Source organism: Kluyvera georgiana, from assembly GCF_050990895.1.
GTDB lineage: Bacteria > Pseudomonadota > Gammaproteobacteria > Enterobacterales > Enterobacteriaceae > Kluyvera > Kluyvera georgiana.
On sequence record NZ_CP158865.1, the window covers coordinates 3,359,478 to 3,386,461 of the forward strand.

General features: G+C 55.8%; 21 protein-coding genes. 13 read left to right on the plus strand and 8 right to left on the minus strand.

Annotated elements, in window-relative coordinates:
* Position 1: 1 nt before the first annotated feature.
* The 3 genes from ABTW00_RS16040 to moeB all read left to right on the plus strand — a co-directional run bounded on the left by ABTW00_RS16040 (position 2) and on the right by moeB (position 4,462).
* A complete protein-coding gene (locus ABTW00_RS16040; protein ID WP_151224946.1) occupies positions 2–2,146 on the plus strand; it encodes a tail fiber domain-containing protein in 2,145 nt (714 codons plus the stop codon).
* A 319-nt stretch (positions 2,147–2,465) separates the two neighbouring features.
* A complete protein-coding gene (gene moeA / locus ABTW00_RS16045) occupies positions 2,466–3,701 on the plus strand; it encodes a molybdopterin molybdotransferase MoeA (protein ID WP_433636320.1) in 1,236 nt (411 codons plus the stop codon).
* Entirely contained in the window at positions 3,701–4,462 is a 762-nt protein-coding gene (gene moeB / locus ABTW00_RS16050) for a molybdopterin-synthase adenylyltransferase MoeB (RefSeq protein ID WP_064548511.1), read from the plus strand. The genes moeA and moeB overlap by 1 nt, the downstream gene beginning before the upstream one ends.
* 141 nt (positions 4,463–4,603) lie before the next feature.
* Here the strand turns inward: moeB and fsa are convergent, their stop codons facing one another.
* Positions 4,604–5,266, minus strand: a complete 663-nt coding sequence (gene fsa, locus ABTW00_RS16055; protein WP_271448021.1) for a fructose-6-phosphate aldolase — start codon at positions 5,264–5,266, stop codon at positions 4,604–4,606.
* Positions 5,267–5,399: 133 nt separating this feature from the next.
* Here fsa and ABTW00_RS16060 point away from each other — a divergent pair, with 133 nt between their 5' ends.
* The 4 genes from ABTW00_RS16060 to ABTW00_RS16075 all read left to right on the plus strand — a co-directional run bounded on the left by ABTW00_RS16060 (position 5,400) and on the right by ABTW00_RS16075 (position 11,197).
* Positions 5,400–6,302, plus strand: a complete 903-nt coding sequence (locus tag ABTW00_RS16060) for a glycyl-radical enzyme activating protein (protein WP_433636322.1) — start codon at positions 5,400–5,402, stop codon at positions 6,300–6,302.
* Positions 6,303–6,306: 4 nt separating this feature from the next.
* A complete protein-coding gene (locus ABTW00_RS16065) occupies positions 6,307–8,739 on the plus strand; it encodes a formate C-acetyltransferase/glycerol dehydratase family glycyl radical enzyme (RefSeq protein WP_433636323.1) in 2,433 nt (810 codons plus the stop codon).
* Positions 8,740–8,910: 171 nt separating this feature from the next.
* On the plus strand, positions 8,911–9,720 hold the full coding sequence (locus ABTW00_RS16070; protein ID WP_433636325.1) for a Cof-type HAD-IIB family hydrolase: 810 nt from the start codon (positions 8,911–8,913) through the stop codon (positions 9,718–9,720).
* Between the two features lie 211 nt (positions 9,721–9,931).
* Positions 9,932–11,197: a DUF1479 domain-containing protein gene (locus tag ABTW00_RS16075; protein ID WP_433636326.1), complete on the plus strand. Its 1,266-nt coding sequence runs from the start codon at positions 9,932–9,934 to the stop codon at positions 11,195–11,197.
* On the opposite strand, the gene ABTW00_RS16080 is transcribed toward ABTW00_RS16075, so the two are convergent.
* Positions 11,164–12,267: a LacI family DNA-binding transcriptional regulator gene (locus ABTW00_RS16080; RefSeq protein WP_433636327.1), complete on the minus strand. Its 1,104-nt coding sequence runs from the start codon at positions 12,265–12,267 to the stop codon at positions 11,164–11,166. The two genes, ABTW00_RS16075 and ABTW00_RS16080, sit on opposite strands and share 34 nt — an antisense overlap.
* A 298-nt stretch (positions 12,268–12,565) precedes the next feature.
* Here ABTW00_RS16080 and ABTW00_RS16085 point away from each other — a divergent pair, with 298 nt between their 5' ends.
* Both ABTW00_RS16085 and ABTW00_RS16090 read left to right on the plus strand, forming a co-directional pair.
* Positions 12,566–13,867, plus strand: coding sequence for an MFS transporter (locus tag ABTW00_RS16085; RefSeq protein WP_271448025.1), 1,302 nt, complete (start codon positions 12,566–12,568; stop codon positions 13,865–13,867).
* Positions 13,868–13,881: 14 nt separating this feature from the next.
* Complete coding sequence (locus ABTW00_RS16090) at positions 13,882–16,248, plus strand: TIM-barrel domain-containing protein (protein WP_433636329.1); 2,367 nt, start codon at positions 13,882–13,884, stop codon at positions 16,246–16,248.
* 130 nt (positions 16,249–16,378) lie between these two features.
* On the opposite strand, the gene ABTW00_RS16095 is transcribed toward ABTW00_RS16090, so the two are convergent.
* Positions 16,379–17,971 (minus strand): ABC-F family ATPase, encoded by a 1,593-nt coding sequence (locus tag ABTW00_RS16095; RefSeq protein WP_064548496.1) that lies wholly within the window; start codon positions 17,969–17,971, stop codon positions 16,379–16,381.
* Between the two features lie 218 nt (positions 17,972–18,189).
* Between ABTW00_RS16095 and ldtB the strand changes: the two genes are divergently transcribed.
* Positions 18,190–19,110 (plus strand): L,D-transpeptidase, encoded by a 921-nt coding sequence (ldtB, locus tag ABTW00_RS16100; protein ID WP_122983138.1) that lies wholly within the window; start codon positions 18,190–18,192, stop codon positions 19,108–19,110.
* Positions 19,111–19,156: 46 nt separating this feature from the next.
* Here the strand turns inward: ldtB and ABTW00_RS16105 are convergent, their stop codons facing one another.
* The 4 genes from ABTW00_RS16105 to mntR form a co-directional block, all read right to left on the minus strand.
* Positions 19,157–19,873: a GntR family transcriptional regulator gene (locus tag ABTW00_RS16105; RefSeq protein WP_064548492.1), complete on the minus strand. Its 717-nt coding sequence runs from the start codon at positions 19,871–19,873 to the stop codon at positions 19,157–19,159.
* A gap of 15 nt (positions 19,874–19,888) precedes the next feature.
* Positions 19,889–21,265: a glycoside hydrolase family 1 protein gene (locus ABTW00_RS16110; RefSeq protein WP_433636331.1), complete on the minus strand. Its 1,377-nt coding sequence runs from the start codon at positions 21,263–21,265 to the stop codon at positions 19,889–19,891.
* A 205-nt stretch (positions 21,266–21,470) separates the two neighbouring features.
* Positions 21,471–22,589, minus strand: a complete 1,119-nt coding sequence (locus ABTW00_RS16115) for an anion transporter (protein ID WP_433636333.1) — start codon at positions 22,587–22,589, stop codon at positions 21,471–21,473.
* On the minus strand, positions 22,586–23,059 hold the full coding sequence (gene mntR / locus ABTW00_RS16120; protein ID WP_065355588.1) for a manganese-binding transcriptional regulator MntR: 474 nt from the start codon (positions 23,057–23,059) through the stop codon (positions 22,586–22,588). The genes ABTW00_RS16115 and mntR overlap by 4 nt, the downstream gene beginning before the upstream one ends.
* Before the next feature lie 181 nt (positions 23,060–23,240).
* Here mntR and mntS point away from each other — a divergent pair, with 181 nt between their 5' ends.
* The 3 genes from mntS to ABTW00_RS16135 all read left to right on the plus strand — a co-directional run bounded on the left by mntS (position 23,241) and on the right by ABTW00_RS16135 (position 26,273).
* On the plus strand, positions 23,241–23,366 hold the full coding sequence (mntS, locus tag ABTW00_RS16125; RefSeq protein WP_185666683.1) for a manganase accumulation protein MntS: 126 nt from the start codon (positions 23,241–23,243) through the stop codon (positions 23,364–23,366).
* A 256-nt stretch (positions 23,367–23,622) separates the two neighbouring features.
* Entirely contained in the window at positions 23,623–25,203 is a 1,581-nt protein-coding gene (locus tag ABTW00_RS16130; RefSeq protein WP_433636334.1) for a phosphoethanolamine transferase, read from the plus strand.
* 116 nt (positions 25,204–25,319) lie between these two features.
* A complete protein-coding gene (locus ABTW00_RS16135; RefSeq protein ID WP_433636336.1) occupies positions 25,320–26,273 on the plus strand; it encodes a nickel/cobalt transporter in 954 nt (317 codons plus the stop codon).
* A gap of 75 nt (positions 26,274–26,348) precedes the next feature.
* Here the strand turns inward: ABTW00_RS16135 and ompX are convergent, their stop codons facing one another.
* On the minus strand, positions 26,349–26,858 hold the full coding sequence (ompX, locus tag ABTW00_RS16140; protein WP_064548481.1) for an outer membrane protein OmpX: 510 nt from the start codon (positions 26,856–26,858) through the stop codon (positions 26,349–26,351).
* Positions 26,859–26,984 lie beyond the last annotated feature (126 nt).

Consider the following 26,984-nt stretch of genomic DNA (forward strand, 5'->3'; position numbering starts at 1 on the left):
TATGTCGAAACTTGAAGAAAGCGCAGAGTGGACATCCACGATTTACGAACTCACCGAAGATACTCCGGTTCTTGGTAAAAAGAATAATTTTGCTGACAGCGGTCCGGCAAATTTACAGGCCATCCAGCTTGCAAAACGTACTCAGTGGTTAAAAGCTCAGTTTGAGTTCCTTGCAGATAAAATTAATTTCATTTCTGTTCTGGCTCGCAGAATATTCATCATTGTTATTACGGGGCAATCTAATGCTCAGGGAGCTAATAACGGTGGCCCGAATCCTGCCAGTGACAAAATAATGGTATTTGATGGTAAGACAGGTAAATGGGGCAGCAGCGATTATACTAAATCACCATTCTCACAGGCGACGCCTGATGGTAATGGCGGTAATAATAATATCGCTCTGGCCCTTGCCCATCGACTTGTTGATGAATTAAAGGCTGAAAAAGTTTTCATTATCTATGATGCAGCAGGCGGACGTCCTGTAGAGGACTGGATGGGGAATGGCGTTGGTTCCGAACGTTACGTCGCCATAAAAAGAAAAGTTGAGGCTGCGCTGGCAACGCCTGAAATCGCTTCGACAGGTAAAACGAAGGTCGATTTTGTCATTTATGCTCAGGGTGAAGCAAACGCCCTGACCGACACTGTAACTTCATATCGGGACAAACTGGCGATTCTTGACGAGCAGTTCCGTTCTGAAAGCTGGATGTCTGATACCACACCATTATTTATTATGGGGATGTCTGGCCTGCACACGCGTTATCAGGTCTGGCAGGCCCAACTGGATTATTGTGAAAACGTTAATCGAAACTGTATTTATGTAAACTCAGCAGGACTTAAAACACAATATGATATTGACGGGACTGGCGATTATACTCACTGGCTGGGTGAATCACTGTGGGAGCATGGTTACTTCAGAATCTGGCAAGCACTGGAGGAACGAGGCGTCAGCCACAGACACTCTCTTCCTGCATTTTCTGCCCGTGGTTCAGGCCCGTGGAGTGGTCAGTCAATTGCGATTGCGAATTTCGGAAGCCTTGTCAGTTCAGGTTCCACGACCAGAAATTTCCCGGTGAACGGTCCGGCTTCATCTGACGCCATTCACTGGGGTTATCAGTGCATGGCTGCAAATTATGCGCTTGCAGGAGGTTATCAGGTAACGATGGAGTCCGGTGCGAATTATTCTATAGCATGGGGCCGCCTGAACACGTTTGCTGCCCAGGCGCAATACTCAGCAGCTTTTGGTTACGGCAATACTATTAAAGCTCCCTACGCTTTTGCCGGAGGGAGAGGACATACAATCGCAGATCCTTACTGCGCAGCACTTGGCGGATTCTCTGAATACAAAACCTCGCTGGCAGATCCTGTAAGATTCCAGGTTGGCATCGGTAAGGCTGAGGCTTCGCCGAAAACCGGTTTTGCCGTGTTTGAATCAGGCAGGTCACTGTTCGCGGGTAATATTGATTTTAAAACGGATAATAATTCCTCCGTAGGGACGCCGAGCGCCCGCGCGTCTGTAATCTATGCAGCTACAGCCAGTATCAATACATCAGATATCTCAACGAAAAAGATACGCGGCGTATCCGGCGCGTTAAGTGAGGCTGAATTGCGGGCATGGGCCAAAGTACCGCCAACGATTTATCAGCTACTGGAATCTCTGGATGAGAAAGGTGAAGACGCACGGCTGCATGCCGGATTAATTGCGCAGGATGTTGCAACAGCGTTTGAGTCTGAAGGACTCGACCCGCGCGAGTATGCGCTTTTCTGTGAGGATGAGACATTTGAGGAAGTGTTCGAACCTCACGTTCAGACGGTCAGCCGACAGAAGCGAGGCCCTGGTATTATCCGCGAAGTCACAGAGACAGAGGGACAACAGGTCTTAAGCGAGCGACATGTTGATGATGCGCTTCAGTATACTGAAATTAAGTTCTCTGATGCCGATGGTACTGTCCGAACTGAAATCGTACCAGTGACTGAAGAGGTCGAGGAAACAGTGATGGTTCCGGTGAGCAAACCAGCAGGAAAACGTCTTGGGTTACGTTATACGGAATGTTTGATTTTCGAAGCGGCGTATCAGCGAGCAGTCAATTTAAAATTAGCCGAACGACTTGATGCTCTGGAATTGTGGAAAAAAATGCAGGCCACAGCATGAGAGCGGACTAACAGTGCATCAGTGGATGCTGATGCACTGTTACATCTCATGTGATTTAGTTTCATATAGTGAAATTATTTTTCTGGCATTTATCGTGCATTTTGAGGCTGATTTATCGCGCGCGGCATCAGCCTTACCCATTCGTTATCCCTTACGTCATTTTATTTATAAATATCATTATAGTGACTCTGTTCCTATATCAATTTTGAATATAGAAAGAGCGTCCGGAAATGTCAGGGTACACCACAGGTGGCATACAGTCTGCGGGGGTTTTCTGCCATAATGTGCGCATTCGAACGTTTCCCGCAGGAGTTTACCCATGGATTTTACCGCCGGACTGATCCCGCTTGATACCGCGCTCGCCCAGATGCTTGAGCAAATTAGCCCGCTTCGTGAAAGCGAGTCGGTGCCGCTGTTACAGGCTTTCGGCCGTATCACCGCAGGCGATGTCGTCTCCCCATTGGACGTTCCGGGTTTTGATAACTCGGCGATGGATGGCTACGCGGTGCGTCTGGCCGACCTCGCGGCGCAAACGCCGCTGACGGTCGCGGGTAAAGCCTTTGCCGGGCAGCCGTTCCACGGTGAATGGCCTGCCGGAAGCTGCGTACGCATTATGACCGGCGCGCCGATTCCCGCAGGCTGTGAAGCGGTCGTGATGCAGGAAGAGACCGAGCAGACCGACGCCGGTATCCGTTTCACCGCAGCTGTGAAGCCGGGGCAGAATATTCGCCGTCGCGGCGAAGACATCGCCAACGGCGCGGTGGTTTTCCCGGCGGGTACCCGCCTCACCGTCGCCGAGCTGCCAGTGCTGGCTTCCCTCGGCATTGCCGAGGTGAACGTGGTGCGTAAAGTGCGCGTCGCCCTGTTCTCCACCGGTGACGAACTCCAGCTACCGGGCCAGCCGTTGGGCGATGGACAAATCTACGACACCAACCGCCTGGCGGTGCATCTGATGCTTGAGCAGTTAGGCTGCGAGGTGATTAACCTCGGGATTATCCGCGATGACCCGGAACAGCTGCGGCAGACCTTTATTCAGGCCGACCAGCAGGCGGACGTAGTCATTAGCTCCGGCGGCGTTTCCGTAGGCGAAGCGGACTACACCAAAACGATTCTCGACGAGCTGGGTGAAATCAGCTTCTGGAAGCTTGCCATCAAACCGGGCAAGCCGTTCGCTTTCGGTAAGCTAAGCCATAGCTGGTTCTGCGGTCTGCCGGGTAACCCGGTCTCCGCGGCGCTCACCTTCTATCAACTGGTGCAGCCGTTGCTGGCCAAACTGAGTGCGGGCAGCAACGCCACGCAGGCTCCGCGCCTGCGCGTACGCACCACCGATCGGCTGAAAAAATCCCCGGGTCGTCTCGACTTCCAGCGCGGCCTGCTGACCCGCGACGCCAACGGCGACCTTACCGTGTCCACGACCGGCCATCAGGGCTCGCACATTTTTAGCTCATTCAGCCAGGGCAACTGCTTTATCGTGCTGGAGCGTGAGCGCGGCAACGTCGAAGCCGGTGAATGGGTAGAGGTTGAACCCTTTAACCATCTGCTGGGAGGCCTGTGATGGCCGCCGAACTCAGCGATGCCGAGATGCTGCGCTACAACCGGCAAATCATCCTGCGGGATTTTGATTTTGACGGCCAGGAGCAGTTAAAGACGTCGCGCGTGCTGGTTGTCGGCCTGGGTGGGCTGGGCTGTGCGGCGGCGCAGTATCTGGCCGCCGCGGGAATTGGCCAACTCACCCTGCTCGATTTCGACACCGTGGCGCTTTCCAACCTGCAACGCCAGACGCTGCATAGCGACGCCACTATCGGTCAGCCGAAAGTCGACTCCGCCCGCGACGCGCTGGCGCGCATTAACCCACACGTCACGCTGGCGACCCACAACGCACTGCTGGAAGAAGCGGCGCTGTGGGCGCTGATTGCGGAACAGGATTTGGTGCTCGACTGTACCGATAACGTCGCTATTCGTAACCAGCTGAATGCAGGCTGTTTCCGGCATAAAGTCCCGCTGGTTTCCGGCGCGGCAATTCGCATGGAAGGACAGATTTCGGTGTTTACGTATCAGGAAGGCGAGCCGTGCTATCGCTGCCTGAGCCGTCTGTTCGGCGAGAATGCGCTCACCTGCGTGGAAGCGGGCGTGATGGCGCCGCTAGTGGGCGTGATTGGCGCGATGCAGGCGATGGAAGCAATTAAGGTGCTGGCCCATTACGGTACGCCAGCGGCGGGCAAAATCGTGATGTATGACGCGATGCGCTGCCAGTTCAGAGAGATGAAGCTGATGCGTAGCCCGACGTGCGAGGTGTGCGGGGAGGCTTCGGCGTAACGCCTTCACCATTGTGGAGAGAGAATCGATCGTAGGCCGGATAAGGCAACGCCGCCATCCGGCAATGGCAACGAGTATTGCCGGATGGCGCTGCGCTTATCCGACCTACAACAACCGACGTAGCCCGGTCGAGCGAACGCGTTACAGCGACGTACGGCCAAACGCCGTTTGCCAGTCCTGTTCAAACTTCGCCACTGCGGCATCTACCGCCGGGTAGCTGATCAGCTGCTGCGCAACGTCCAGCGGCAGGGTAATCGACTGGCAGCCCGCTAGCAGGCAGTCCAGCGCCTGACGCGGCGTTTTAAAGCTCGCGGCCAGCACCTTCGACTGTGGCGCATGCAGAGTCAGCAGATCCTGTAATTCACACACCGTCTGAATACCATTTCCCCCCTGCGCATCGACGCGATTAACGTAAGGCGCGACATATTCAGCCCCCGCCAGCGCCGACAGCAGACCCTGCGCTGCGCCGTAAACGGCGGTACCCAGCGTCGGGATCCCTTCCGCTTTCAGCAGCTTAATCGCCGCCAGACCTTCCGCCGTCACCGGCACTTTAACGACCAGATCCGGAATAATCGCCCGCAGCTTATGCGCGTCCGCCACCATGCCGTCGGCGGTTGTCGCCATCACCTGGGCAAATAAACGGCCTTTACCGCCCATCGCTTCCAGCAGTTCCGGCAACAGCACATCCAGCGGTTTTTTACCCGCCGCCACAATGCTTGGGTTGGTAGTCACGCCCGCCAGCGGGAAAACACGCGCCAGCTTTTTAACTGCCGCCACGTCAGAGGTGTCGAGATAGAGTTCCATGATGTGTCCTTAAACCGTGATATTGAGCATGGAATAACATTACCACAGCAAAACCTCCTCTTAAGTTGACGCACATCAATATAACTTTCATTCGAAAGCATTTTAATCTTTATACGAAAGATGAGGGCAGCATATGATTTTCAACATTCAGCGCTATTCCACCCACGATGGCCCCGGTATCCGTACCGTGGTTTTCCTGAAAGGCTGTTCGCTCGGCTGTCGCTGGTGCCAGAACCCCGAAAGCCGCTCCCGCGAGCAGGATTTGCTGTTCGACCCGCGTCTGTGCCTGGACGGCTGCGACCTGTGCCAGAAAGCTGCGCCGTCGGTCATTGAACGTGCGCTTAACGGGCTGGTTATCCATCGGGAAAAGCTGGATGACGCCCACCTTGCCACACTGACCAGCTGCTGCCCGACGCAGGCGCTGACCGTCTGCGGCGAAGAGAAAAGCGCCGAAGAAATTATGGCCACCGTGCTGCGCGATAAACCGTTTTACGATCGCAGCGGCGGCGGTATGACGCTCTCCGGCGGCGAACCGTTTATGAACCCGGAACTGGCGCTGGAACTGTTGAAAAGCGCCCATGAGCAAGGCATCCATACGGCGGTAGAAACCTGCCTGCATGTGCCATGGCGCTACCTGGAGCCCGCGCTGCCCTATATCGACCTGTTCCTCGCTGACCTGAAGCACGTAGACGAAGCACGCTTCAAGCAGTGGACCGACGGCTCGGCCAAACGCGTGCTCGATAACCTGAAACGTCTCGCTGCCGCCGGAAAACAGGTAACCCTGCGCGTACCGCTGATTCAGGGCTTTAATGCCGATGAAGACTCCATCAAAGCGATTGCTGATTTTGCCGCCGACGAGATGCCGGGCGTGCGCGACATTCATTTTTTGCCGTACCACACGTTGGGTATCAACAAATATACCCTGCTCGGCCTTCCCTACTTTGCACCCGACAAGCCGCTGAACGACCCGGCGCTGCTGGATTTTGCCCAGCAGTACGCCCGCGAAAAAGGGTTAACGGCGACACTACGAGGATAAAACGATGACCACTCTGACTCTCGACAAACTGACCGACCGCATCAAAGCTCACAAAACCGCGCTGGTGCATATCGTTAAGCCACCGGTATGTACCGAACGCGCACGCCACTATACCGAAGCCTATCAGCAGCATCTCGACAAGCCGATTCCGGTACGCCGCGCGCTGGCGCTGGCCCATCACCTCGCAGAACGCACTATCTGGATCAAGCACGACGAGCTGATTATCGGCAACCAGGCCAGTGAAGTGCGCGCCGCGCCTATTTTCCCGGAATATACCGTCAGCTGGATTGAAAAAGAGATCGATGACCTGGCCGACCGCCCCGGCGCCGGTTTTGCGGTGAGCGAAGAGAACAAGCGCGTGCTGCACGAAGTGTGCCCATGGTGGCGTGGCCAGACCGTACAAGACCGCTGCTACGGCATGTTTACCGATGAACAGAAAGCGCTGCTGGCCACCGGCATTATTAAAGCCGAAGGTAATATGACCTCCGGCGACGCCCACCTGGCGGTGAACTACCCGCTGCTGCTGGAAAAAGGCCTCGACGGCATGCGCGCCAAAGTCGCCGAGCGTCGTACCCGCATCAACCTGACCGTACTGGAAGACCTCCACGGTGAGCAGCTCCTGAAAGCCATTGATATTGTGCTGGAAGCCGTGGGCCTGCACATTGAACGTTTCGCCGAGCTGGCGCGCAAAATGGCTGCCGAAGAGTCTCGCGAAACCCGCCGCGACGAGTTGCTGGCGATCGCCGAAAACTGCGATGTCATTGCCCACCAGCCGCCAAAAACCTTCTGGCAGGCGCTGCAGCTGTGCTACTTCATCCAGCTGATTCTGCAAATTGAGTCCAACGGTCACTCGGTGTCGTTTGCCCGCATGGACCAGTATCTGTATCCGTACTACCGCCGCGACGTTGAGCTGGAACAGTCGCTGGATCGCGAACACGCTATCGAGCTGCTGCACAGCTGCTGGCTGAAGCTGCTGGAAGTGAATAAGATTCGCTCCGGCTCACACTCCAAAGCTTCCGCCGGTAGCCCGCTGTATCAGAACGTCACCATCGGCGGCCAGAAGCTGGTCAACGGCGAAGCGCAGGACGCGGTGAACCCGCTCTCTTACGCGATTCTCGAATCCTGTGGCCGCCTGCGTTCCACGCAGCCGAACCTGAGCGTGCGCTATCACGCCGGGATGAGCAACGACTTCCTCGACGCCTGCGTGCAGGTGATTCGCTGCGGTTTCGGTATGCCCGCGTTTAATAACGATGAAATTGTGATACCGGAATTCATCAAGCTGGGTATCGAGCCCGAAGATGCTTACGACTATGCGGCCATCGGCTGCATCGAAACCGCCGTCGGCGGCAAGTGGGGCTACCGCTGCACCGGGATGAGCTTTATCAACTTTGCCCGCGTGATGCTGGCCGCGATGGAAGGCGGCCGCGATGCCACCAGCGGCCAGGTATTCCTGCCGCAGGAACACGCGCTGTCGCAGGGCAACTTCGCCAACTTCGAGCAGATGCTGGCCGACTGGGATACCCAGATTCGCTACTACACCCGTAAATCGATTGAGATTGAATACGTAGTCGACACCATGCTGGAAGAGAACGTGCACGATATTCTCTGTTCAGCGCTGGTTGACGACTGCATTGAACGGGCGAAAAGCATTAAGCAGGGCGGCGCGAAGTACGACTGGGTTTCCGGCCTGCAGGTGGGGATCGCCAACCTCGGCAACAGCCTGGCAGCGGTGAAAAAACTGGTCTTCGATCAGGGGCTGATTGGTCAGCAGGAGCTGGCAAAAGCGCTGGCGGAAGACTACGAAGGGCTGACCCACGAGCAGTTGCGTCAGCGTTTGATCAACGGCGCGCCGAAGTACGGCAATGATGATGACAGCGTCGACGCCCTGCTGGCCCGCGCCTATCAGACCTATATCGACGAACTGAAGCAGTATCACAACCCCCGTTACGGTCGCGGCCCGATCGGCGGCAACTATTACGCGGGCACGTCTTCCATTTCAGCGAACGTACCGTTTGGCGCGCAGACCATGGCAACCCCGGACGGCCGTAAAGCGAAAACCCCGCTTGCAGAAGGCGCCAGCCCGGCTTCCGGCACCGACCACCTGGGGCCAACGGCGGTGATTAGCTCCGTCGGTAAGCTGCCGACCTCGGCGATTCTCGGCGGCGTGCTGCTGAACCAGAAGCTGAACCCGGCGACGCTGGAAAACGAAAGCGACAAGCAAAAGCTGATGGCGCTGCTGCGTACCTTCTTCGAAGTGCACAAAGGCTGGCATATTCAGTACAACATCGTGTCGCGCGAAACGCTGCTGGAGGCGAAAAAGCATCCGGATCAGTACCGTGATTTAGTGGTGCGCGTGGCGGGTTACTCAGCCTTCTTCACCGCGCTGTCGCCGGATGCGCAGGACGATATTATCGCGCGTACTGAGCATACGCTTTAACACCATTGCCCGGTGGCGCTTCGCTTACCGGGCCTACAATCCCCTCACCGTGTAGGCCGGGTAAGGCGTAGCCGCCACCCGGCAGTTTTCTTTCAAATGAAATAAATTTGTGCTTTATCTCACATTGTAATTAAATTGTTTCTGGCCGAAGTTACACCAGGAGCATCCCGTATGACCATTAAAGTTATCGTCACCGATATGGACGGAACTTTTCTTAATGACGCCAAGACCTACGACCGTTCGCGGTTTCTGGCGCAGTTTGAACAGCTTCAAGCACGTGGCATTGAATTCGTTGTCGCCAGCGGCAACCAGTATTATCAGCTGATTACCTTCTTCCCTGAAATTCGGGATCGCATCTCTTTTGTCGCGGAAAACGGCGCGCTGGTGTACGAGCACGGGCAGCAGCTTTTCCACGGCGAGCTAACGAAACATGAGTATCAGACGGTGATTGGCGAACTGCTGAAAGACCCGCAGATGTATTTCGTCGCCTGCGGTCTGGAAAGCGCTTATATCAGCGACAGCGCGCCGGATGCGCTGGTTAAACTGATGTCCAAACACTACTACCGCTTAAAGCGCGTGGCGAACTTCCACGACGTCGACGATAAGATGTTCAAATTCTCCCTGAACCTCCCGGACAGCGATATCCCCGATCTGATTGATAAGCTGCACGTCTCCCTCGACGGCATTATGAAGCCCGTCACCAGCGGCTTCGGCTTTGTCGATCTCATCATTCCCGGCCTGCACAAAGCCAACGGCATCAGTCGCCTGCTGAAGCGCTGGCAGCTTTCGCCGCAGCAGTGCGTGGCGATTGGCGATAGCGGCAACGACGCCGAGATGCTCAAGCTGGTGAAATATTCCTTCGCCATGGGCAACGCGGTCGACAGCATTAAGGCCATTGCGGACTACCGGACCGACGACAACAACCACGACGGTGCGCTGAACGTCATTCAGTCCGTGCTGGACGGCGCCGCCCCCTTCTAATTCTCTTCCTTTGTCGGCCTGATAAACGCAGCGCCATCAGGCGCTTCCGAGCACATTGCCGGATGGCGGCGTTGCCTTATCCGGCCTACGTATTCATCTTCCTTTATCTTCGTGATCGAACGCAAAAATTTAAACTTGCATTAACTTTATTTTAACTTAAAGTATCACATGTAATGCATTTTACTTTCGAATGAAAGATTGCGAGGTTGATATGACGATTACCTTTACCCACGAAACGCTCCCTGCCGACCCGAAAGCGGCGATTCGCCAGATGAAGCAGGCGCTGCGCGCACAGATTGACGATGTACAGGCGGTGTTCGACCGCCTGAGCGCCACCATTGAAGCGCGGGTCGCGGAAATTAACGCCCTGAAGGCGCAGGGCCAGCCGGTGTGGCCAATCATTCCCTTTGCCGATCTGGCGGCGGGTAACATTAGCGAGGCCATCCGCGCCGAGGTGAAGCGCCGCGGATGTGCGGTGATTAAAGGTCACTTCCCGCGTGAACAAGCGCTGGCGTGGGATCGTTCAATGCTCGATTACCTCGATCTCAACCATTTCGATGACGTATATAAGGGGCCGGGCGATAGCTTTTTCGGTTCACTTGATGCCTCACGTCCGGAAATCTACCCGATTTACTGGTCGCAGGCGCAAATGCAGGCGCGTCAGAGCGAAGAGATGGCGCTGGCCCAATCGTTCCTCAACCGCCTCTGGCAAGTGGAAAGCGAGGGTAAGCAGTGGTTTAATCCGGATATCAGCGTCATTTATCCGGACCGTATCCGCCGTCGCCCACCGGGTACCACCTCCAAAGGCCTCGGAGCACATACCGATTCTGGCGCGCTGGAACGCTGGCTGCTGCCAGCCTATCAGCAGGTCTTCGCCAGCGTATTTAACGGGAACGTGGAACAATACGACCCGTGGAACGCGGCGCACCGCACCGAGGTGGAAGAATACACCGTCGATAACACCACCAAATGCTCGGTGTTCCGCACCTTCCAGGGCTGGACTGCACTCTCGGACATGATCCCGGATCAGGGGCTACTGCACGTAGTGCCGATTCCGGAAGCGATGGCCTACGTGCTGCTGCGTCCGCTGCTTGACGACGTACCGGAGGATGAACTCTGCGGCGTGGCGCCAGGCAAAGTACTGCCTATCTCCGAGAAATGGCACCCGCTGCTGATAAGCGCACTGACCTCCATTCCGGCACTGGAGGCCGGAGATTCGGTATGGTGGCACTGCGACGTGATCCACTCGGTCGCACCGGTGGAGAATCAGCAGGGCTGGGGGAACGTGATGTACATTCCCGCCGCGCCAATGTGCGAAAAAAATCTCGCTTACGCCCACAAGGTGAAAGCGGCATTAGAACGCGGCGCGTCGCCGGGCGACTTTCCGCGTGAAGACTACGAAGCCGACTGGCAGGGCCGCTTTACGCTCGCCGACCTGAATATTCACGGCAAACGTGCGCTGGGCATCGACGCCTGATTATCGTACAACCCTTCCCGTTCAACGGCGGTGTGCCCTTTTCCAGGGCGCACCCGCCGCACCGATTCCCGAACCGCCAGCCGCCCGTGTAGCAGTAGCGATCCTACCGGCGCGTCGGGGCGAATCAGCCGCTGTTGCAGCATCTGCACCGCCTCTACGCCCAGTTCGTCGCGCGGCACGTGAACCGCGGTGAGCGGCACGTCCTCAATGGCCGCCAGGTTGAAGCCATCGATACTCATGACCGAGACATCCTGCGGCACCCGCAGCCCGCGCTGGCGCAGGGCATTAACGGTACCAGCCGCCATAAAATCACCGCCCACCAGGAACGCCGTCGGCAATGGCCGGCCATTGCGCGCATCCAGCCATGCGCCAACCTTTTCCTCGGCAACTTTGGCGCTAAAGCTGCTGATATTTAACAGGTCGCGCTCGTGCTGAAACTCAAGGTTGTGCTGACGCCATGCCTCTTTAATGCCCGCCAGCCGCTGTTCCATGGTGTAACGGCGCAGACACATGACGTTCATGACCTCCCGATGGCCCATTTCAAACAGGTAGCGCGCGGCGAAAGCGCCAATCATCCGATGGTCCGGCGCTATGGCAGGCAGGCGCATGCGTTCGTCGCGGCAGTTAATCAACACGCAGAGCTTCGCGAGGTCGGCGGCGAGATCGTGGATATGCGGATCGTCAATGCCCAGCAGAATTGCCGCCTGCGTTTCCGCTTCGTTCATGCGCGACAAAAACAGCGTAGGATCGCTGTCGTTCTCCTCCAGCGCGCAGTAGCGCAAGCGCACCTCGTGTGGCGAGAGCGCTTTACTGATGCTCTGGATCACACGGTAGTAAAAGATGTCGGACCGCTCATCGAACGCCCGCGGCGGCGCAAAGACAATCAGGCTATTGAGCAGCATCCTTCCTGCCGCCATACCGTCCATCACCCCAAGCTCACGCGCGCAGGTCAACACCTGCTCGCGGGCGCGAGCGCTGGTATTCGCTTTACCCGCCAGCACACGCGAAACGGTGCTGGCAGACAGCCCGGTTCGGGCGGCAATTTCGGCGATTTTCAGCTTCTTTTCCATTTTGTGATCTGTCTCTAATTCAAAAATGAAAGAATTTTCATGACAAAAATGCCTTATTTGGCAAGGCATGAAAGACATATACGTAATGTATATCAGTCACTCATGAAAAAACGTGCACAAAACCCGCTTTTACCAACCTTTCATGTCTTCTAAGGTGAATTGGTAGAACAACTTCCATACAAGAACGGTGGAAGTGAAAAATAACAAAGCTGATAAATATCAAAATCTTACCAAAAGTGGTGTGACAACTTCCCACGTAGTTGCCCACCGTTTCTGACATCATCCTGTGGAGATCCCTATGAGTCAGGGCATCAATAATGAAATGGCAACCAGCAAAACTCGCCGCGTTGTCAAAAACCTGCGCTGGTGGATGCTGGTGCTTTTTTTACTCGGCGTCACCGTCAACTACATCACCCGTAACTCGCTGGGGATCCTGGCGCCGGAGCTGAAAGACAGCCTCGGGATCACCACCGAGCAATATTCCTGGATCGTCGGCGCCTTCCAGATCGCCTATACCCTGTTCCAGCCGTTGTGCGGCTGGCTGATTGACGTTATTGGCCTGAAGCTGGGCTTTATGATCTGCGCCAGCCTGTGGGCGCTGGCCTGTTTACTGCACGCCGGTGCCGGTAACTGGCTACATCTGGCGATGCTGCGCTTCTTTATGGGCGGCGCGGAAGCGGCGGCTACCCCGGCCAACGCCAAAACCATCGGCGAGTGGTTCCCGAAATCGGAACGCCCGGTCGCAGCGGGTTGGGCTGGCGTGGGTTTCTCGATTGGCGCGATGCTGGCACCGCCAATCATCTATTTTGCCCACGCCTCTTTTGGCTGGCAGGGCGCGTTTATGTTTACCGGTATTCTGGCGCTCGCATGGGTGGCACTGTGGTGGGCGTTCTACCACAACCCGGACAAACACCCGAACCTGGGCAAAGCCGAGCTGGACTATATCCGTCAGGACAACGAAGCGCCGCCGGTGAAGCTGCCATTCCTGACCGCGCTGAAAACCGTGGGCAAAAACAAACGCTTCTACGGTATCGCTATCCCGGCCTTTATGGCGGAACCGGCATGGGCCGTGTTTAGCTTCTGGATGCCGCTCTATTTTGCCAAGCAGTACAACATGGATCTCAAGCAGATCGCCCTGTTCGCCTGGCTGCCCTTCCTGGCCGCCGACCTCGGCAGCGTCGCGAGCGGCTATTTAACCCGCCTCTATGTGCGCCTGTTCGGCTGCTCACGCGTCAACTCTACCGTGGCCAGTTCCGTCACCGGGGCATTCCTGATGGTATCGCTTGCCGTCGTGGCGGTGACGAAAGATCCGATCATCGCCGTGGTGCTGATGTCGATTGGCGGCTTTGGCCACCAGATCATCTCCTGCATGCTGAGCGCACTGGTTGTTGAATCGTTCGACAAAGGCCAGATGGCGACCGTTAACGGCATGCGTGGTTCCGCCGCATGGATTGCGAGCTTCCTGTTCTCACTGATTATTGGGGTGACTGCCGACAAAATCGGCTTCAACCCGCTGTTTGTCGCCATGGGTTTCTTCGACCTGATTGGCGCCGTCTTCCTGGTCGCATTTATTGCTGAACGCCGCGCGAAACGCGCCTGATAGTGGATGTAAATATGAAAACGCTGAAAAACTGGACCCTACAAAAACAGTCTTCCCACCACGTCGAGCTGCTGGTCGACGGCCAGCACACGCTGTGTCTGTATGTGCTGGAGGAGAATCTGTTCCGCGTGCTGTTGAAACGCAAAGGCGAGCTGGCGCTGGACCGCACCTGGAGTATCGCCCCCGAGCAGGACGTGCCATGGGAGGGCCGCAGCCGTGAAGATCTCAGCGGTTTTAGCCTGCCTGCCTGGACGTTAAGCCAACAGGACGATACCGTGATGATCGCCACCCAGTCGCTGCGCGTCACCGTCCACCAGCCGCTGTGGTTGGAGTGGCATTACCGCAACGCCGAAGGCGATTGGCAGCCGCTGGTCAACGACCGCCCGACCAGCGCCTATCTGGTGAATGCCCACGGCGATGGCGTGGCACACTACCAGAGCCGCCGTAAGGACGAGCGTTTTTATGGCCTGGGGGATAAAGCCGGTGATTTGCAGCGTAACGGCAAGCGCTACGAGATGCGTAACCTGGATGCCATGGGCTACAACGCAGCCAGCACCGACCCGCTGTACAAACACATTCCGTTTACCATTACCCGCCGCGATGACATCAGCTTCGGGCTGTTTTACGACAACCTCAGCAGCTGCTGGCTGGATTTAGGCAACGAGATCGACAACTACCACACCGCTTATCGCCGCTGGCAGGCCGAAGCCGGTGATATCGATTACTACCTGTTTACCGGCGAGCGCGTGCTGGATGTCACCAAAGCCTTCGTCCGTCTGACCGGCAAAACGCTGTTCGGGCCGAAATGGAGCCTGGGCTACAGCGGCTCAACTATGCACTACACCGACGCGCCGGACGCGCAAAATCAGCTGATGAACTTTATTCGTCTGTGCGACGAGCATGCTATCCCGTGCGATTCGTTCCAGCTCTCTTCCGGCTATACCTCCATTAACGGCAAGCGCTACGTCTTCAACTGGAACTACGACAAAGTGCCGCAGCCAAAAGTCATGAGCCAGGCGTTCCACGACGCGGGCCTGCATCTGGCGGCTAACATCAAGCCATGCTTGTTGCAGGATCACCCGCGTTACAACGAGGTGGCGGAGAAAGCGCTGTTTATTCGCGACTCGGAAAGCGACGGTCCGGAGCGTTCCAGCTTCTGGGACGATGAAGGTTCGCACCTCGATTTTACCAATCCGCAGACCGTGGCCTGGTGGCAGGAGGGCGTCACGTCGCAGCTGCTGGAGATGGGTATCGATTCCACCTGGAACGATAACAACGAGTTTGAAGTGTGGGACGGTGAAGCACGCTGTCACGGCTTTGGCGATGAGATTGCGATTAAGCATATTCGCCCGGTGATGCCGCTGCTGATGATTCGCGCGTCAATGGAAGCGCAGGAGCGCTTTGCGCCGAACAAGCGTCCGTATCTGATCTCCCGTTCCGGCTGCGCCGGGATGCAGCGCTACGTGCAGACCTGGAGCGGCGATAACCGCACCAACTGGGACACTCTGCGCTACAACATCCGCATGGGGCTGGGGATGAGCCTGTCCGGGTTGTACAACCTGGGCCATGATGTCGGCGGCTTCTCCGGCGACAAACCGGACCCGGAGCTGTTTGTCCGCTGGGTACAGAACGGTGTAATGCATCCGCGCTTTACCATCCATTCATGGAACGATGACCACACGGTGAACGAACCCTGGATGTATCCTGGCGTGACCCCGGCGATTCGTAGCGCGATTGAGCTGCGCTACCGTCTGCTGCCGTACCTCTACACGCTGCTATGGCAGGCGCATGCCGACGACGAGCCGATGCTGCGTCCGACCTTCCTCGATCACGAGCACGATGCGCAGACCTTTGAAGAGTGCGACGACTTCCTGCTGGGCCGCGATATTCTGGTTGCCAGCGTGGTGGAAGCCGGCGAGCGCGAGCGTCGCGTCTGGCTGCCGGACAACGAAACCGGCTGGTACGATTTCTACACCGGCGCGTGGTACAGCGGCGGCCAGTCGATTGTCGTCGATGCGCCGCTGGAGAAACTGCCGCTGCTGGTGCGTGCGGGCGCTGGTCTACCGCTGAGCGAACGTATTACCTACGTGAAAGCAGAAGAAGATACCTCGCGTGAGCTGAAGCTGTTCCCGATGAAAGGAATCGGCCGCTCTTCGGGCCTGCTGTTTGAGGATGACGGCGAGTCGTGGGGCTACAAAGAGGGTAACGCGCTGTGGCTGGAGTGGGAAATGGTCTGCACCGCCAGTACGATTGACCTGAAGGTAAACGCACGCGGCGATTATCGTCCGGCATGGGAAGCGTTGAAGGTGACGCTACCAGAAGGAGAAAAACGTCAGCTGTTGATTAACGGCGAAGAGAAAAGCGAGTGGGTTCGAGGATAACCCCTTACCCCGCCCCTCTCCCCACAGGGGAGAGGGAGCCAACCGCATTGTGCGGCCTGCAGGAGCAAGGTATTTTAATTTGCACCTAACGGTTCCCTCTCCCTTTGGAAGAGGGCCAGGCTGAGGGAAATTACTCCACCCCTTTGCTACGCAGGTAATCTTCGTAGTTACCGCTGAAGTCCACTACGCGTTCCGGTGTAATCTCAATCACGCGAGTCGCCAGCGAGCTCACGAACTCACGGTCGTGAGAAACGAAGATCAGGGTACCCTGATACATTTCCAGCGCCATGTTCAGTGATTCGATCGATTCCATATCCAGGTGGTTGGTAGGTTCATCCATCACCAGAATGTTCGGTTTCTGCATCATCAGCTTACCAAACAGCATACGCCCCTTCTCACCACCGGAAAGAACCTTAGCCGGCTTCTTGATATCGTCCTGGCTAAACAGCAGACGGCCAAGGAAACCACGTACAACCTGCTCGTCATCGCCTTCCTGCTTCCACTGGCTCATCCAGTCGAACACGCTCAGGTCGTTATCGAAATCTTCGGCGTGATCCTGCGCATAGTAACCGATGCTGGCATTTTCGGACCATTTCACGGTGCCGTTATCCGGCGTCAGTTCGCCGACCAGGGTTTTCAGCATGGTGGATTTACCCACGCCGTTGGCGCCGATGATGGCAATCTTCTCGCCAACTTCCATCATCAGGTTGAAGTTTTTAAACAGCGGGCCGTTTTCAAACCCTTTGGCCAGCGCTTCCACTTCCAGCGCATTACGGAACAGTTTCTTGTCCTGCTCGAAGCGGATGAACGGGTTCTGACGGCTGGACGCCTTCACTTCGTCGAGCTTGATCTTATCAATCTGACGGGCACGGGAAGTCGCCTGGCGTGATTTAGAGGCGTTGGCGCTAAAGCGGCTGACAAAGGATTGCAGGTCGGCAATCTGCGCTTTCTTCTTGGCGTTGTCGGCCAGCAGACGTTCGCGAGCCTGGGTGGCTGCCGTCATGTACTCGTCGTAGTTACCGGCGTATACGCGCAGCTCGCCATAGTCGAGATCCGCCATGTGGGTGCAGACCATGTTCAGGAAGTGACGGTCGTGCGAAATGATGATCATGGTGCTGTCGCGTTCGTTCAGCGTCTGCTCCAGCCAGCGAATGGTGTCGATGTCCAGGTTGTTCGTCGGTTCATCGAGCAGCAGGATGTCCGGGTTAGAGAACAGCGCCTGCGCCAGCAGCACACGCAGCTTCCAGCCCGGCGCGACTTCGCTCATCGGGCCGTAGTGCTGCTCCAGCGGAATACCCACGCCCAGCAGCAGTTCACCGGCGCGCGCTTCCGCGGAGTAACCGTCCATTTCGCCGTAGAGCACTTCGAGATCGGCTACTTTATAGCCGTCTTCTTCGCTCATTTCAGCCAGACCATAGATACGGTCGCGCTCTTGCTTCACTTCCCACAGCTCGCCGTGACCCATGATCACCGTATCAAGCACGGTGAACTCTTCAAAGGCGAACTGATCCTGACGCAGCTTACCGATACGCTCATTAGGATCGAGGGAGACGTTGCCCAGCGTCGGCTCTAAGTCGCCGCCGAGGATTTTCATAAAGGTGGATTTACCGCTCCCGTTGGCGCCAATCAGGCCGTAACGGTTGCCGCCGCCAAATTTGACGGAGATATTTTCGAACAGCGGCTTACTGCCAAACTGCATGGTGACGTTGCTGGTAACTAACACGGGAGTATCCTGAAGAATGTGACAAACTCCCTATTATGCCACACTTGCGAATAAAAAGCGCCCGCCTTCGCCAACGGCTAAACTGTAACGCAAGTGAAAAAAATGTGATTTCGTACACATCCGAATTCCCAGCCGCATCGAATGCACATATAATGCGCTGCAACCAACAGTCTGAATTCTCAAACAACCGCCGTAATGGCACTGATACCTCGCACAACATGAACATGAAATTAACAACGCTTTTCGCTGCAGCGCTCGCTGTCGTAGGTTTCTGCAATTCGGCCTCAGCGGTGACGTATCCGCTGCCGACCGACGGTAGCCGTATTGTCGGCCAGAATCAGGTCATCACCATTCCTGACGATAACAAACAGCCGCTGGAATACTTCGCCGCCCAGTACCAGATGGGGCTTTCCAACCTCCTTGAGGCTAACCCAGGCGTCGACACCTACCTGCCGAAAGGCGGCAGCGTGCTGAATATTCCTCAGCAGCTGATCCTGCCGGACACCGTGCATGAAGGTATCATCATCAACAGCGCGGAAATGCGTCTGTACTACTACCCGAAAGGCACCAACACCGTGATCGTGCTGCCAATCGGTATCGGCCAGCTGGGTAAAGATACCCCGATCAACTGGACCACCAAGGTAGAACGTAAGAAAGCAGGCCCGACGTGGACGCCGACGGCAAAAATGCACGCTGAATATGCCGCAGCAGGCAACCCGCTGCCGGCAGTCGTTCCGGCTGGCCCGGACAACCCGATGGGTCTGTACGCTCTGTACATTGGTCGTCTGTATGCCATTCACGGCACCAATGCCAACTTCGGTATCGGCCTGCGCGTGAGCCACGGTTGCGTGCGTCTGCGTAACGAAGACATCAAATTCCTGTTCGAAAACGTGCCGGTCGGCACTCGCGTACAGTTTATCGATGAACCCGTCAAAGCGACCACGGAGCCAGATGGCAGCCGCTTCATTGAAGTGCACAACCCGCTGTCCACTACCGAAGCGCAGTTCGAAGGCGGTGAAACCGTGCCGGTTGTCCTGACCAAAGCCGTACAGGCGGTGACCAGCCAGTCCGACGTTGACCAGAGCATCGTTGATCAGGCGGTGAAAAACCGTTCCGGTATGCCGGTTCGTCTGAACTAATTCAACCAGACGATCAAAAAGGGCGGGTTAATTACCCGCCCTTTTTTTATCCGTTATTGACGATCACAATCCCCCCGTGATCGTAGCGATAGTGGCAGTGCGCATACTCCAGCGGCGTACCGTCATCCAGATAAATCACCTGTTCCACTTCCAGAATCGGGTCACTCGCTTCACAGTTCAAATGCTGCTGGTCCAGCTCGCTGGGCTTCAGCGCGCGTACCACGCGATAAGAACCCATCATCTTCAGACCAAGATTGTCCTGCACGTAGCGAAAGACCGAATTTTCGAGATGTGCTTTACTCAACCCCGGCACCAGCGACACCGGCATGACCGTAATATCCAGCGACAGCGGCTCGCCGTTAAGCAGACGCAGGCGCACAAAATCGTACACCGGCGCATCGGCGTCAATCAGCAGAGATGCCTGCTCTTTCTCGCTGGGAAAACGTAGCTCAAAGCGAATCACCTGGCTTTCCACCTTGCCCAGATGTCCCCAGGTTTCAGTCGCCCCGGCGTAGTCGCTGCCGTGAATATCCCACCGGGAGAGCTGAAGGAAGTTCTTGCGAATAAACGTCCCCTGCCCCTGGCGGGTATAAACCAGCCCTTCAACGATAAGCTGACGCATCGCCTGCTGAATGGTCATCCGGCTGGTGCCAAACTCGGCCGCCAGCGCAAACTGGTCGGGCAATGGCTCAGCGGCGGGATACTGCCCACTGATAATCCGTTTCTTAATTTCCCGCGCTATCGCGATGTACTTCGCTGCCATCACCCGCTCCTGTTGTTACATCTCTTCGCCATTGCTATGAATTGCCCGTTTCAGCCAGTCATAGCTTTTCTTCGGCACACGTTTGAGGTCTTTTAAGTCGTGGTTTTCACGGTTGACGTAGACCACGCCATAACGCTTACGCATGTCGCCCTGCGAGCTGAGGATATCAATGAGTCCCCAGCCCAGATAGCCAATGACCTGCGCGCCGTCTTCAAAAATCGCCTCTTTCATGGCGTTAATATGGTCGCGATGATAGGCGATACGGTAATCGTCGGCGATCGGATTTTCCCCATCCCAGTGCTCTATCACCCCAATACCGTTCTCAATCGGAAACACCGGCAGACGCCAGTCATTGTAATAGCGGGTAATAATACTGCGAAAACCGAGCGGATCTATCTGCCAGTTCCATTCGGTGGCCTTCAGATGCGGGTTAGGCTTATCGCCGAACAGCATGTAGTTGTTCACCGGCGTGCCTGCCGGGATAGGGTCGCTGTCGAGGGTACGGCTGGCGTAGTAGCTGAACGCCATATAGTCGTTCTTCATGCTCGCCAGCACCGCGAGATCTTCCTCACGGTAGATATCGCTGAAGCCCGCGCGTTCAACAAAGTGCAGCACTTCCGGGCTATAGCCCTCTCCCGCAAAAACGCGCAGCAAATTCTGATTGAAGAATTCGTCCAGTTGCTGCGCGCAGAAGACATCGCGCGGCTTACAGGTAGCCGGGTAGACCTGAGCGTGCGCCAGCATGCCGCCCATCAATTTGCCCGGTTTGGTTTCGTGCAGATAATTCGTCAGATGCGCATGCGCCATCATCACATGGTGCTGAATTTCATACAGCTCACGTAGCGTTTTATCGCCGCGCATATAGCCGGAGATCAGGAACGTTTCCGGCATATGGTAGAGGTTTTGCTCGTTGAAGGTCAGCCACCAGGTCACCCGATCGCCAAAGCAGTCGATCATCTTTTTGCCGTAGCGGATGAACGCTTCCATCACCCGACGGTCGGTAAACCCGTTGTATTTTTCAGCCAGCGTCAGCGGCATGTCGAAGTGATACAGGCAGATCATCGGTTCGATACCGCGCTCGATAAGACCGCTTATAAAGCGCTCGTAGAAGGCAATGCCTTCTTCATTAAACTCGCCATCGCCGGTCGGGCATACGCGGCTCCAGGCAATCTGGAAACGGTAGCAGTTCATCCCCAGATCTTTCATCAGGTCGAAATCTTCTTCGTAGCGGTGGTAGGAATCGGTCGCGACCTTCCAGTCGGAAGCAAACTCTTTTGGCTCGCGGATATCGTATACCGACATCCCTTTGCCGCCTTCATTCCAGGCACCTTCGGTCTGCATGCTGGAGACAGAATTCCCCCACAGGAAGTTGGCGGGCAGCGATGGTTTCATGATTCGGCTCCTATATGACTAGTCATTTAAAATTCATGACTAGTCATATAACGCAAAGTCGAAAAAGTGCGCAACCCTGAAGATCGTTTTTTGTGAGATGAGTGAAAGTATGGAGCGGAGAGGATTGGCGATGTAGGCCGGATAAGGCAGCGCCGCCATCTGGCAAGGTAATCCGGATTGCCTGATGGCGCTGCGCTTATCAGGCCTACACGCGGTTGACGAGCAGGAAGAGCCCATACCCTACCGCCGCCGCCCACAGCAGCATTGGGATAGAGTAGAGGTGGAAGCGCCACCAGATGCGCCGATCCGCCGCCATACGCAGCGCAATCAGGTTAGCCAGCGACCCCGGCAGCAAGCCAAATCCGCCGACGTTTACCGCCCACGCCAGCAGCATCGACGGCGGGACATAGTTAATCAGCAGGATGGTCGACGGCACGTTGCTAATCACCTGCGACAGGCCAATGGCCGTTAACCACAGCGGCACGCCGGACAGCGTACTGACGCCGCCGAGGGCGTGCTGCAGTACCGGCAGTTGAGTCAGCAGATGCACGTCGATAAACATCGCCATAAAGACCAGCAGCAGCGCCCAGTCGACGCTGAACACCACCCGGCGGGCAAGCAGCAGGAAGCCCGCTGCGACTATTGCCAGCCCCCACAGCTCTTGCTTCATCTCCAGCGCGGCGAGGAAAATCAGATAAAACGCCAGACAGCTCCACACCAGCAGCGGCTGCCATTCTGGCGTGCGATCGCTGCTTTGAAACACCAGCTTTTTCGCCGGGAAGCAGCACCAGCACAGCACCAGCAAGGTCGCCATCATGGCGAGCGCCAGCGGCAACATCTGCAGTGTAAAAGCAGGGAAAGACAGCCCCGAACGCCCCCACAGCAGGATGTTTTGCGGGTTGCCGATCGGCGTGAGCAGCGAACCGGCATTGACCGCCAGCGCCTCAAAGATAATCAGTCGATTGATCGGCAGCGCGCACCACTTTTTCAGCGTCAGGGTGAGCGGCACGACGATAAACAGCGCCACGTCATTGGTCAAAAAGGTCGAAAGCAGCGCCGCCGCCAGCACCATAAAGATGGCCAACTGACGCTCGGTGGCAAAACGGCGCGCCATCTTTCGCCCCAGCACATCAAAATAGCCGCTCTGCTCAACCCCTTTGGTCAGCAGCATCAACCCGCTTAGGGTAATGATGGTGTGCCAGTCAATCGCCTCCGGCCAACGCCCGGGCGCGAAAGGAACAAAAATACTCAGCAGGATGCCGACAATCACCAGCAAATGGAGAAAACGGTCGCGCGCCAGCGAGCGTATAAAAGGAAGGTTCATTCCACGAATTGCCCGTGCTTCAGGGTAAACTGACGGAACATGTCCAGCGTCTCTTCGCTAACATGGTGCTCAATACCTTCAGCGTCACGTCGTGCAGTATCCGCGCTGACGCCAAGTACCAGCAGGAAGTTTTCCACGACCTGATGGCGCTCGCGGCTCTCCTGCGCCAGCTTTTCCCCTTCCGGCGTCAAAAATACGCCGCGCCAGGGGATCTGTTCGATCAGCCCGACGCCAGCCAGACGTTTCAGCATTTTCGCCACCGTTGGCTGAGAAACGCCTAAACGTGCCGCCATGTCGACCTGACGCGCCTCGCCCACTTCACGAATCAAATCGGAAATCAGCTCAACGTAGTCGTCAATCAGCTCGCGGCGATGCGCTTCACGCACCTGGCGAAACCCTTCCACGTGCTCTTCAACGTTAACCAGCTGCGTCACTTTTTTTGTGATTGGCGTACCTGCGCGACGGCCCATAAAGCTTCCTCATCTGTGCGACGCCTGAACGCGTCATATCAAGTCCGCTCATTGTAATGGATTGTGACCCAAGCACAAAAATTTAACGTTTTAGCCATAGCTATAAAATATAGCCTGTGCTATATCTGTATGTAATGCAAACGCTCATCAAGGATCGACGGGCCTGAAAGCAGGAGGAACCATGAACGAATTCAAGAGGTGTATCAGCGTGTTTAGCCACTCTCCTTTTAAAGTACGCTTGATGTTGATCGGTATGCTGTGCGACCTGTTCAACAACAAACCACAACAGGACACTCCGTCCCGCTAAGCGGCGTCGCGACGCCGCTTCATCATCCTGTCATCATGTGCTGGCAACCTAGCCGTTTGCGCCCAAAAACCCCGTTTATTTTCTGGTTTTGTAAGCGTCCTCCCAAAACAATTCGTTATCAGTAGTTGACCCAATAATAAGCTCGCTTTATCTTCTTGCAGCCCTGTACTTTGCATCCCCCTCTTCACGCATCGTCTGGCCAATAAAGACCCCTTGACGCCAGGGGACGCACATGGCGTTTTGATAGTTGTAATCTATGAATCTAACCCTGAAAGACACCCTTGCTGCACGTGGGCTGGCCGTTAGCCCGTGGACGGGATTTTATTTTTTACAGTCGATCCTGATAAACCTGGCGCTGGGCTATCCATTTAGCCTGCTGTATGCGGTGGCATTTACCTGCGTACTGCATCTGCTATGGCGCACGCTGCCTAAAGTGCAGAAGGTGGTGCTGGGGGTTTATTCGCTCGTGGCCGCGCTCTATTTCCCCTTTAGTCAGGCCTACGGGGCACCGAACTTCAACACGCTGCTGGCGCTACACTCCACGAATGTGGAAGAGTCGACGGAAATCTTTACCATCTTCCCGTGGTACAGCTACCTGGTGGCGGTGTTTATTTTTGCGCTTGGCGTCATTGCCATTCGTCGTAAAACCACGGATAAAAAACGCTGGGGCGTGATAGAGACGCTGTGCCTGCTATTCAGCATCGGCGTGTTCTTCGTCCAGCCGATTCAAAACAAGATTGATGGCTGGGGGTTTAAGCTGAAAGATAGCGGCTACCCGGCCTTCCGCTTCGTGAAAGACATCATCGTTAATAACAACGAGGTTATTGATGAACAGCAGCGCATGGCGCAGCTTTCCGGACTGAAAGACACCTGGAACGTGGTGGCCGTGAAGCCGAAATATCATACCTACGTGGTGGTGATCGGTGAAAGCGCGCGACGCGACGCGCTGGGCGCCTTTGGCGGTCACTGGGATAACACGCCGTTCGCCAGCTCGGTCAATGGTTATCTGTTTACTAACTACATTGCCGCCAGCGGCTCTACGCAGAAATCGCTGGGGCTGACGTTAAACCGCGTAGTGGACGGTAAACCGCTCTACCAGGATAACTTCGTTACCCTCGCCAACCGCGCCGGTTTCCAGACCTGGTGGTTCTCCAACCAGGGGCAGATTGGCGAGTACGACACGGCTATCGCCAGCATCGCCAAACGCGCCGATGAAGTGCACTTCCTGAAAAGCGGCGACTTCGAAGCGGATAAAAATACCCGCGATGAAGATCTGCTGAAGATGACCGCTCAGGTGCTGTCGACGACGCGCAGTCAGCCGCAGCTGATTGTGCTGCATATTATGGGCTCGCATCCGCAGGCCTGCGACCGCACCCAGGGCAAGTATGCGCAGTTCGTACAGTCAAAGGAAACGTCATGCTATCTGTACACCATGACCCAAACCGACAGCCTGCTAAACCAGCTTTACGATCAGCTGCGACGTAACACCGACAGCTTCTCGCTGGTTTACTTCTCTGACCACGGGCTGGCGTTTAAAGAGCGTGGCAAAGCGGTACAGTATCTGGCGCACGATGATAAATATCAGCAGAATTTCCAGGTGCCGTTTATGGTGCTGTCCAGCGATGACAAAGCGCACAAGGTTATCAAGGCGCGTCGTTCCGCCAACGATTTCCTGAGCTTCTTCTCGCAGTGGACCGGGATCCAGACCAAAGAGATTACGCCGAAGTATCGCTTCATCTCGTCGCAAAAAGCCGGCAAGGTCTACATCACCAACTTCCAGTTACAAAAAGTGGATTACGATACGCTGAAGACCGATCTATTTGATCCCAAAAGCTAATTTCGCCCTTCCTCTTTCGCTATCCGTTTTCCTTATCAGGTTGGTAAACGGATAGCGAATCGCCCTGGTGTTGCATTACTATACTTGCTTCACGAACTTCTGATTCAGGCTCTATGATGATCGCACAACGTTTCGCGCGCGACTGGCGCCTTCCCACTGCCGGGCTAATGCTACTCCTGTTGCTCGCCGCCGCTTTTACGCTGCACGCACACTGGAACGCATTTATCCAATGGTGCCTGGCGACGCAAATTACCCTGCACCGTTATCTGGTGATGTATCTGTTGCAGCTCAACAACCACGAATACGGTGCTGGCCTATGGCTTCTGGTGGGGGCCTTCTTTTACGGCGTGCTGCACGCCATAGGCCCCGGGCACGGTAAATTCATCGTCACCACCTACCTGAGCACCAACAAAGAGAGCCTACTTGCCGCACGCGTGGTGCCGTTTATCGGCAGCCTGATGCAGGGCGTTAGCGCGATTCTGTTTGTCTTTATCCTGGCAGTAGGTTTTAACCTGGCCTCTGGCGATCTCAGTACCAGCCGCTGGTATGTCGAAAAAATCAGTGCGCTGATGATTGGCACCTTCGGGTTGTTCGTGATTTATCAGGCGCTGAAAAGCCTGCGCCCCCGTAAGTTGGCTATCTCAGGGTTCAAGCTATTGCATCAGCATGACGAAAGCTGCGGCTGTGGGCACCATGGCGTAGGTACTGCTGTTACCGAAAGCGACTGGAAAACGCGGCTCGGCGTCATTCTGGCCATTGGCGCGCGACCATGCAGCGGCGCTATTATGATTTTGATGTTCGCGAACGCGCTGGGCATTGTGACGTGGGGGGTGGCTGCAGTGATGACCATGGCGCTGGGTACCGCCCTATCGATTCTCGGGTTGTCGCTGGCGGTTCGCTATGCGCGCGAACGCACGGTGTCACTATTCGGGGGGAGATCCGGGCCACGCTGGATATTGCCGGCAGTCAAAATGGCGGGCGGTGCGCTGCTGATTTTGTTCGCGACGGTACTGTTTCTGACGGTCATCCCAATCAGCGCTAACGGTGACTATATTGCGGCGGGCTGTTGAATCTGGCGGGAAATAGGTTTACAAAGGGCATTAAAAAAGGGGTCATAAAGACCCCTTTTTGTATCACCGAAGTGATTAGAAGCGGTAACCTGCACCCACGATCCAGGTACCAACGTCAACGCTACGAATACGAGACTGTTCGTAAGATACGTCCAGTGCTACGTTTTCGATCGGGTTGAACTGCAGACCGGCACCGTAGGAGAAACCGTAGTCGCTGGTGCTGTCATTGTTCGGGAACTGGTTGCCCTGTGCTTTACCGTAGCCCAGACCAATTACGCCGTAGATGCTTGCCCAGTCGTTCAGACGGTAAGCAGGACCTGCAGTGATGCCGTAGTACTGACCTTTGGTGTACACGCCGTTCTGGGTGTCACTTTTTTCAGTGTAGGTGAAGGAGCTGATCACACCCAGCGGGCTGTTGTCTGCTTCGTAGCGATATTTCAGGTTGAAGCCGCCAGCTTTGTTAGCGACGCCCTGCATATCACTCTGTGCGTAACCACCGGTAACAGTGGAGGTTGCAGCTACGGCAGTACCTGCGGAAATAGCCAGAACAGCGGCCAGTGCTGAAAGACATGCAATTTTTTTCATAACCACCTCAAATGTGCTTCTAATAAGTCCGTAAGTTTTAAATATATCAAAAATTGTTAAGAAACTCTTTGGAACTGACGATGTCTAAGGTCATCTTTGATGTAACAAAACTTTTCCACAGACACC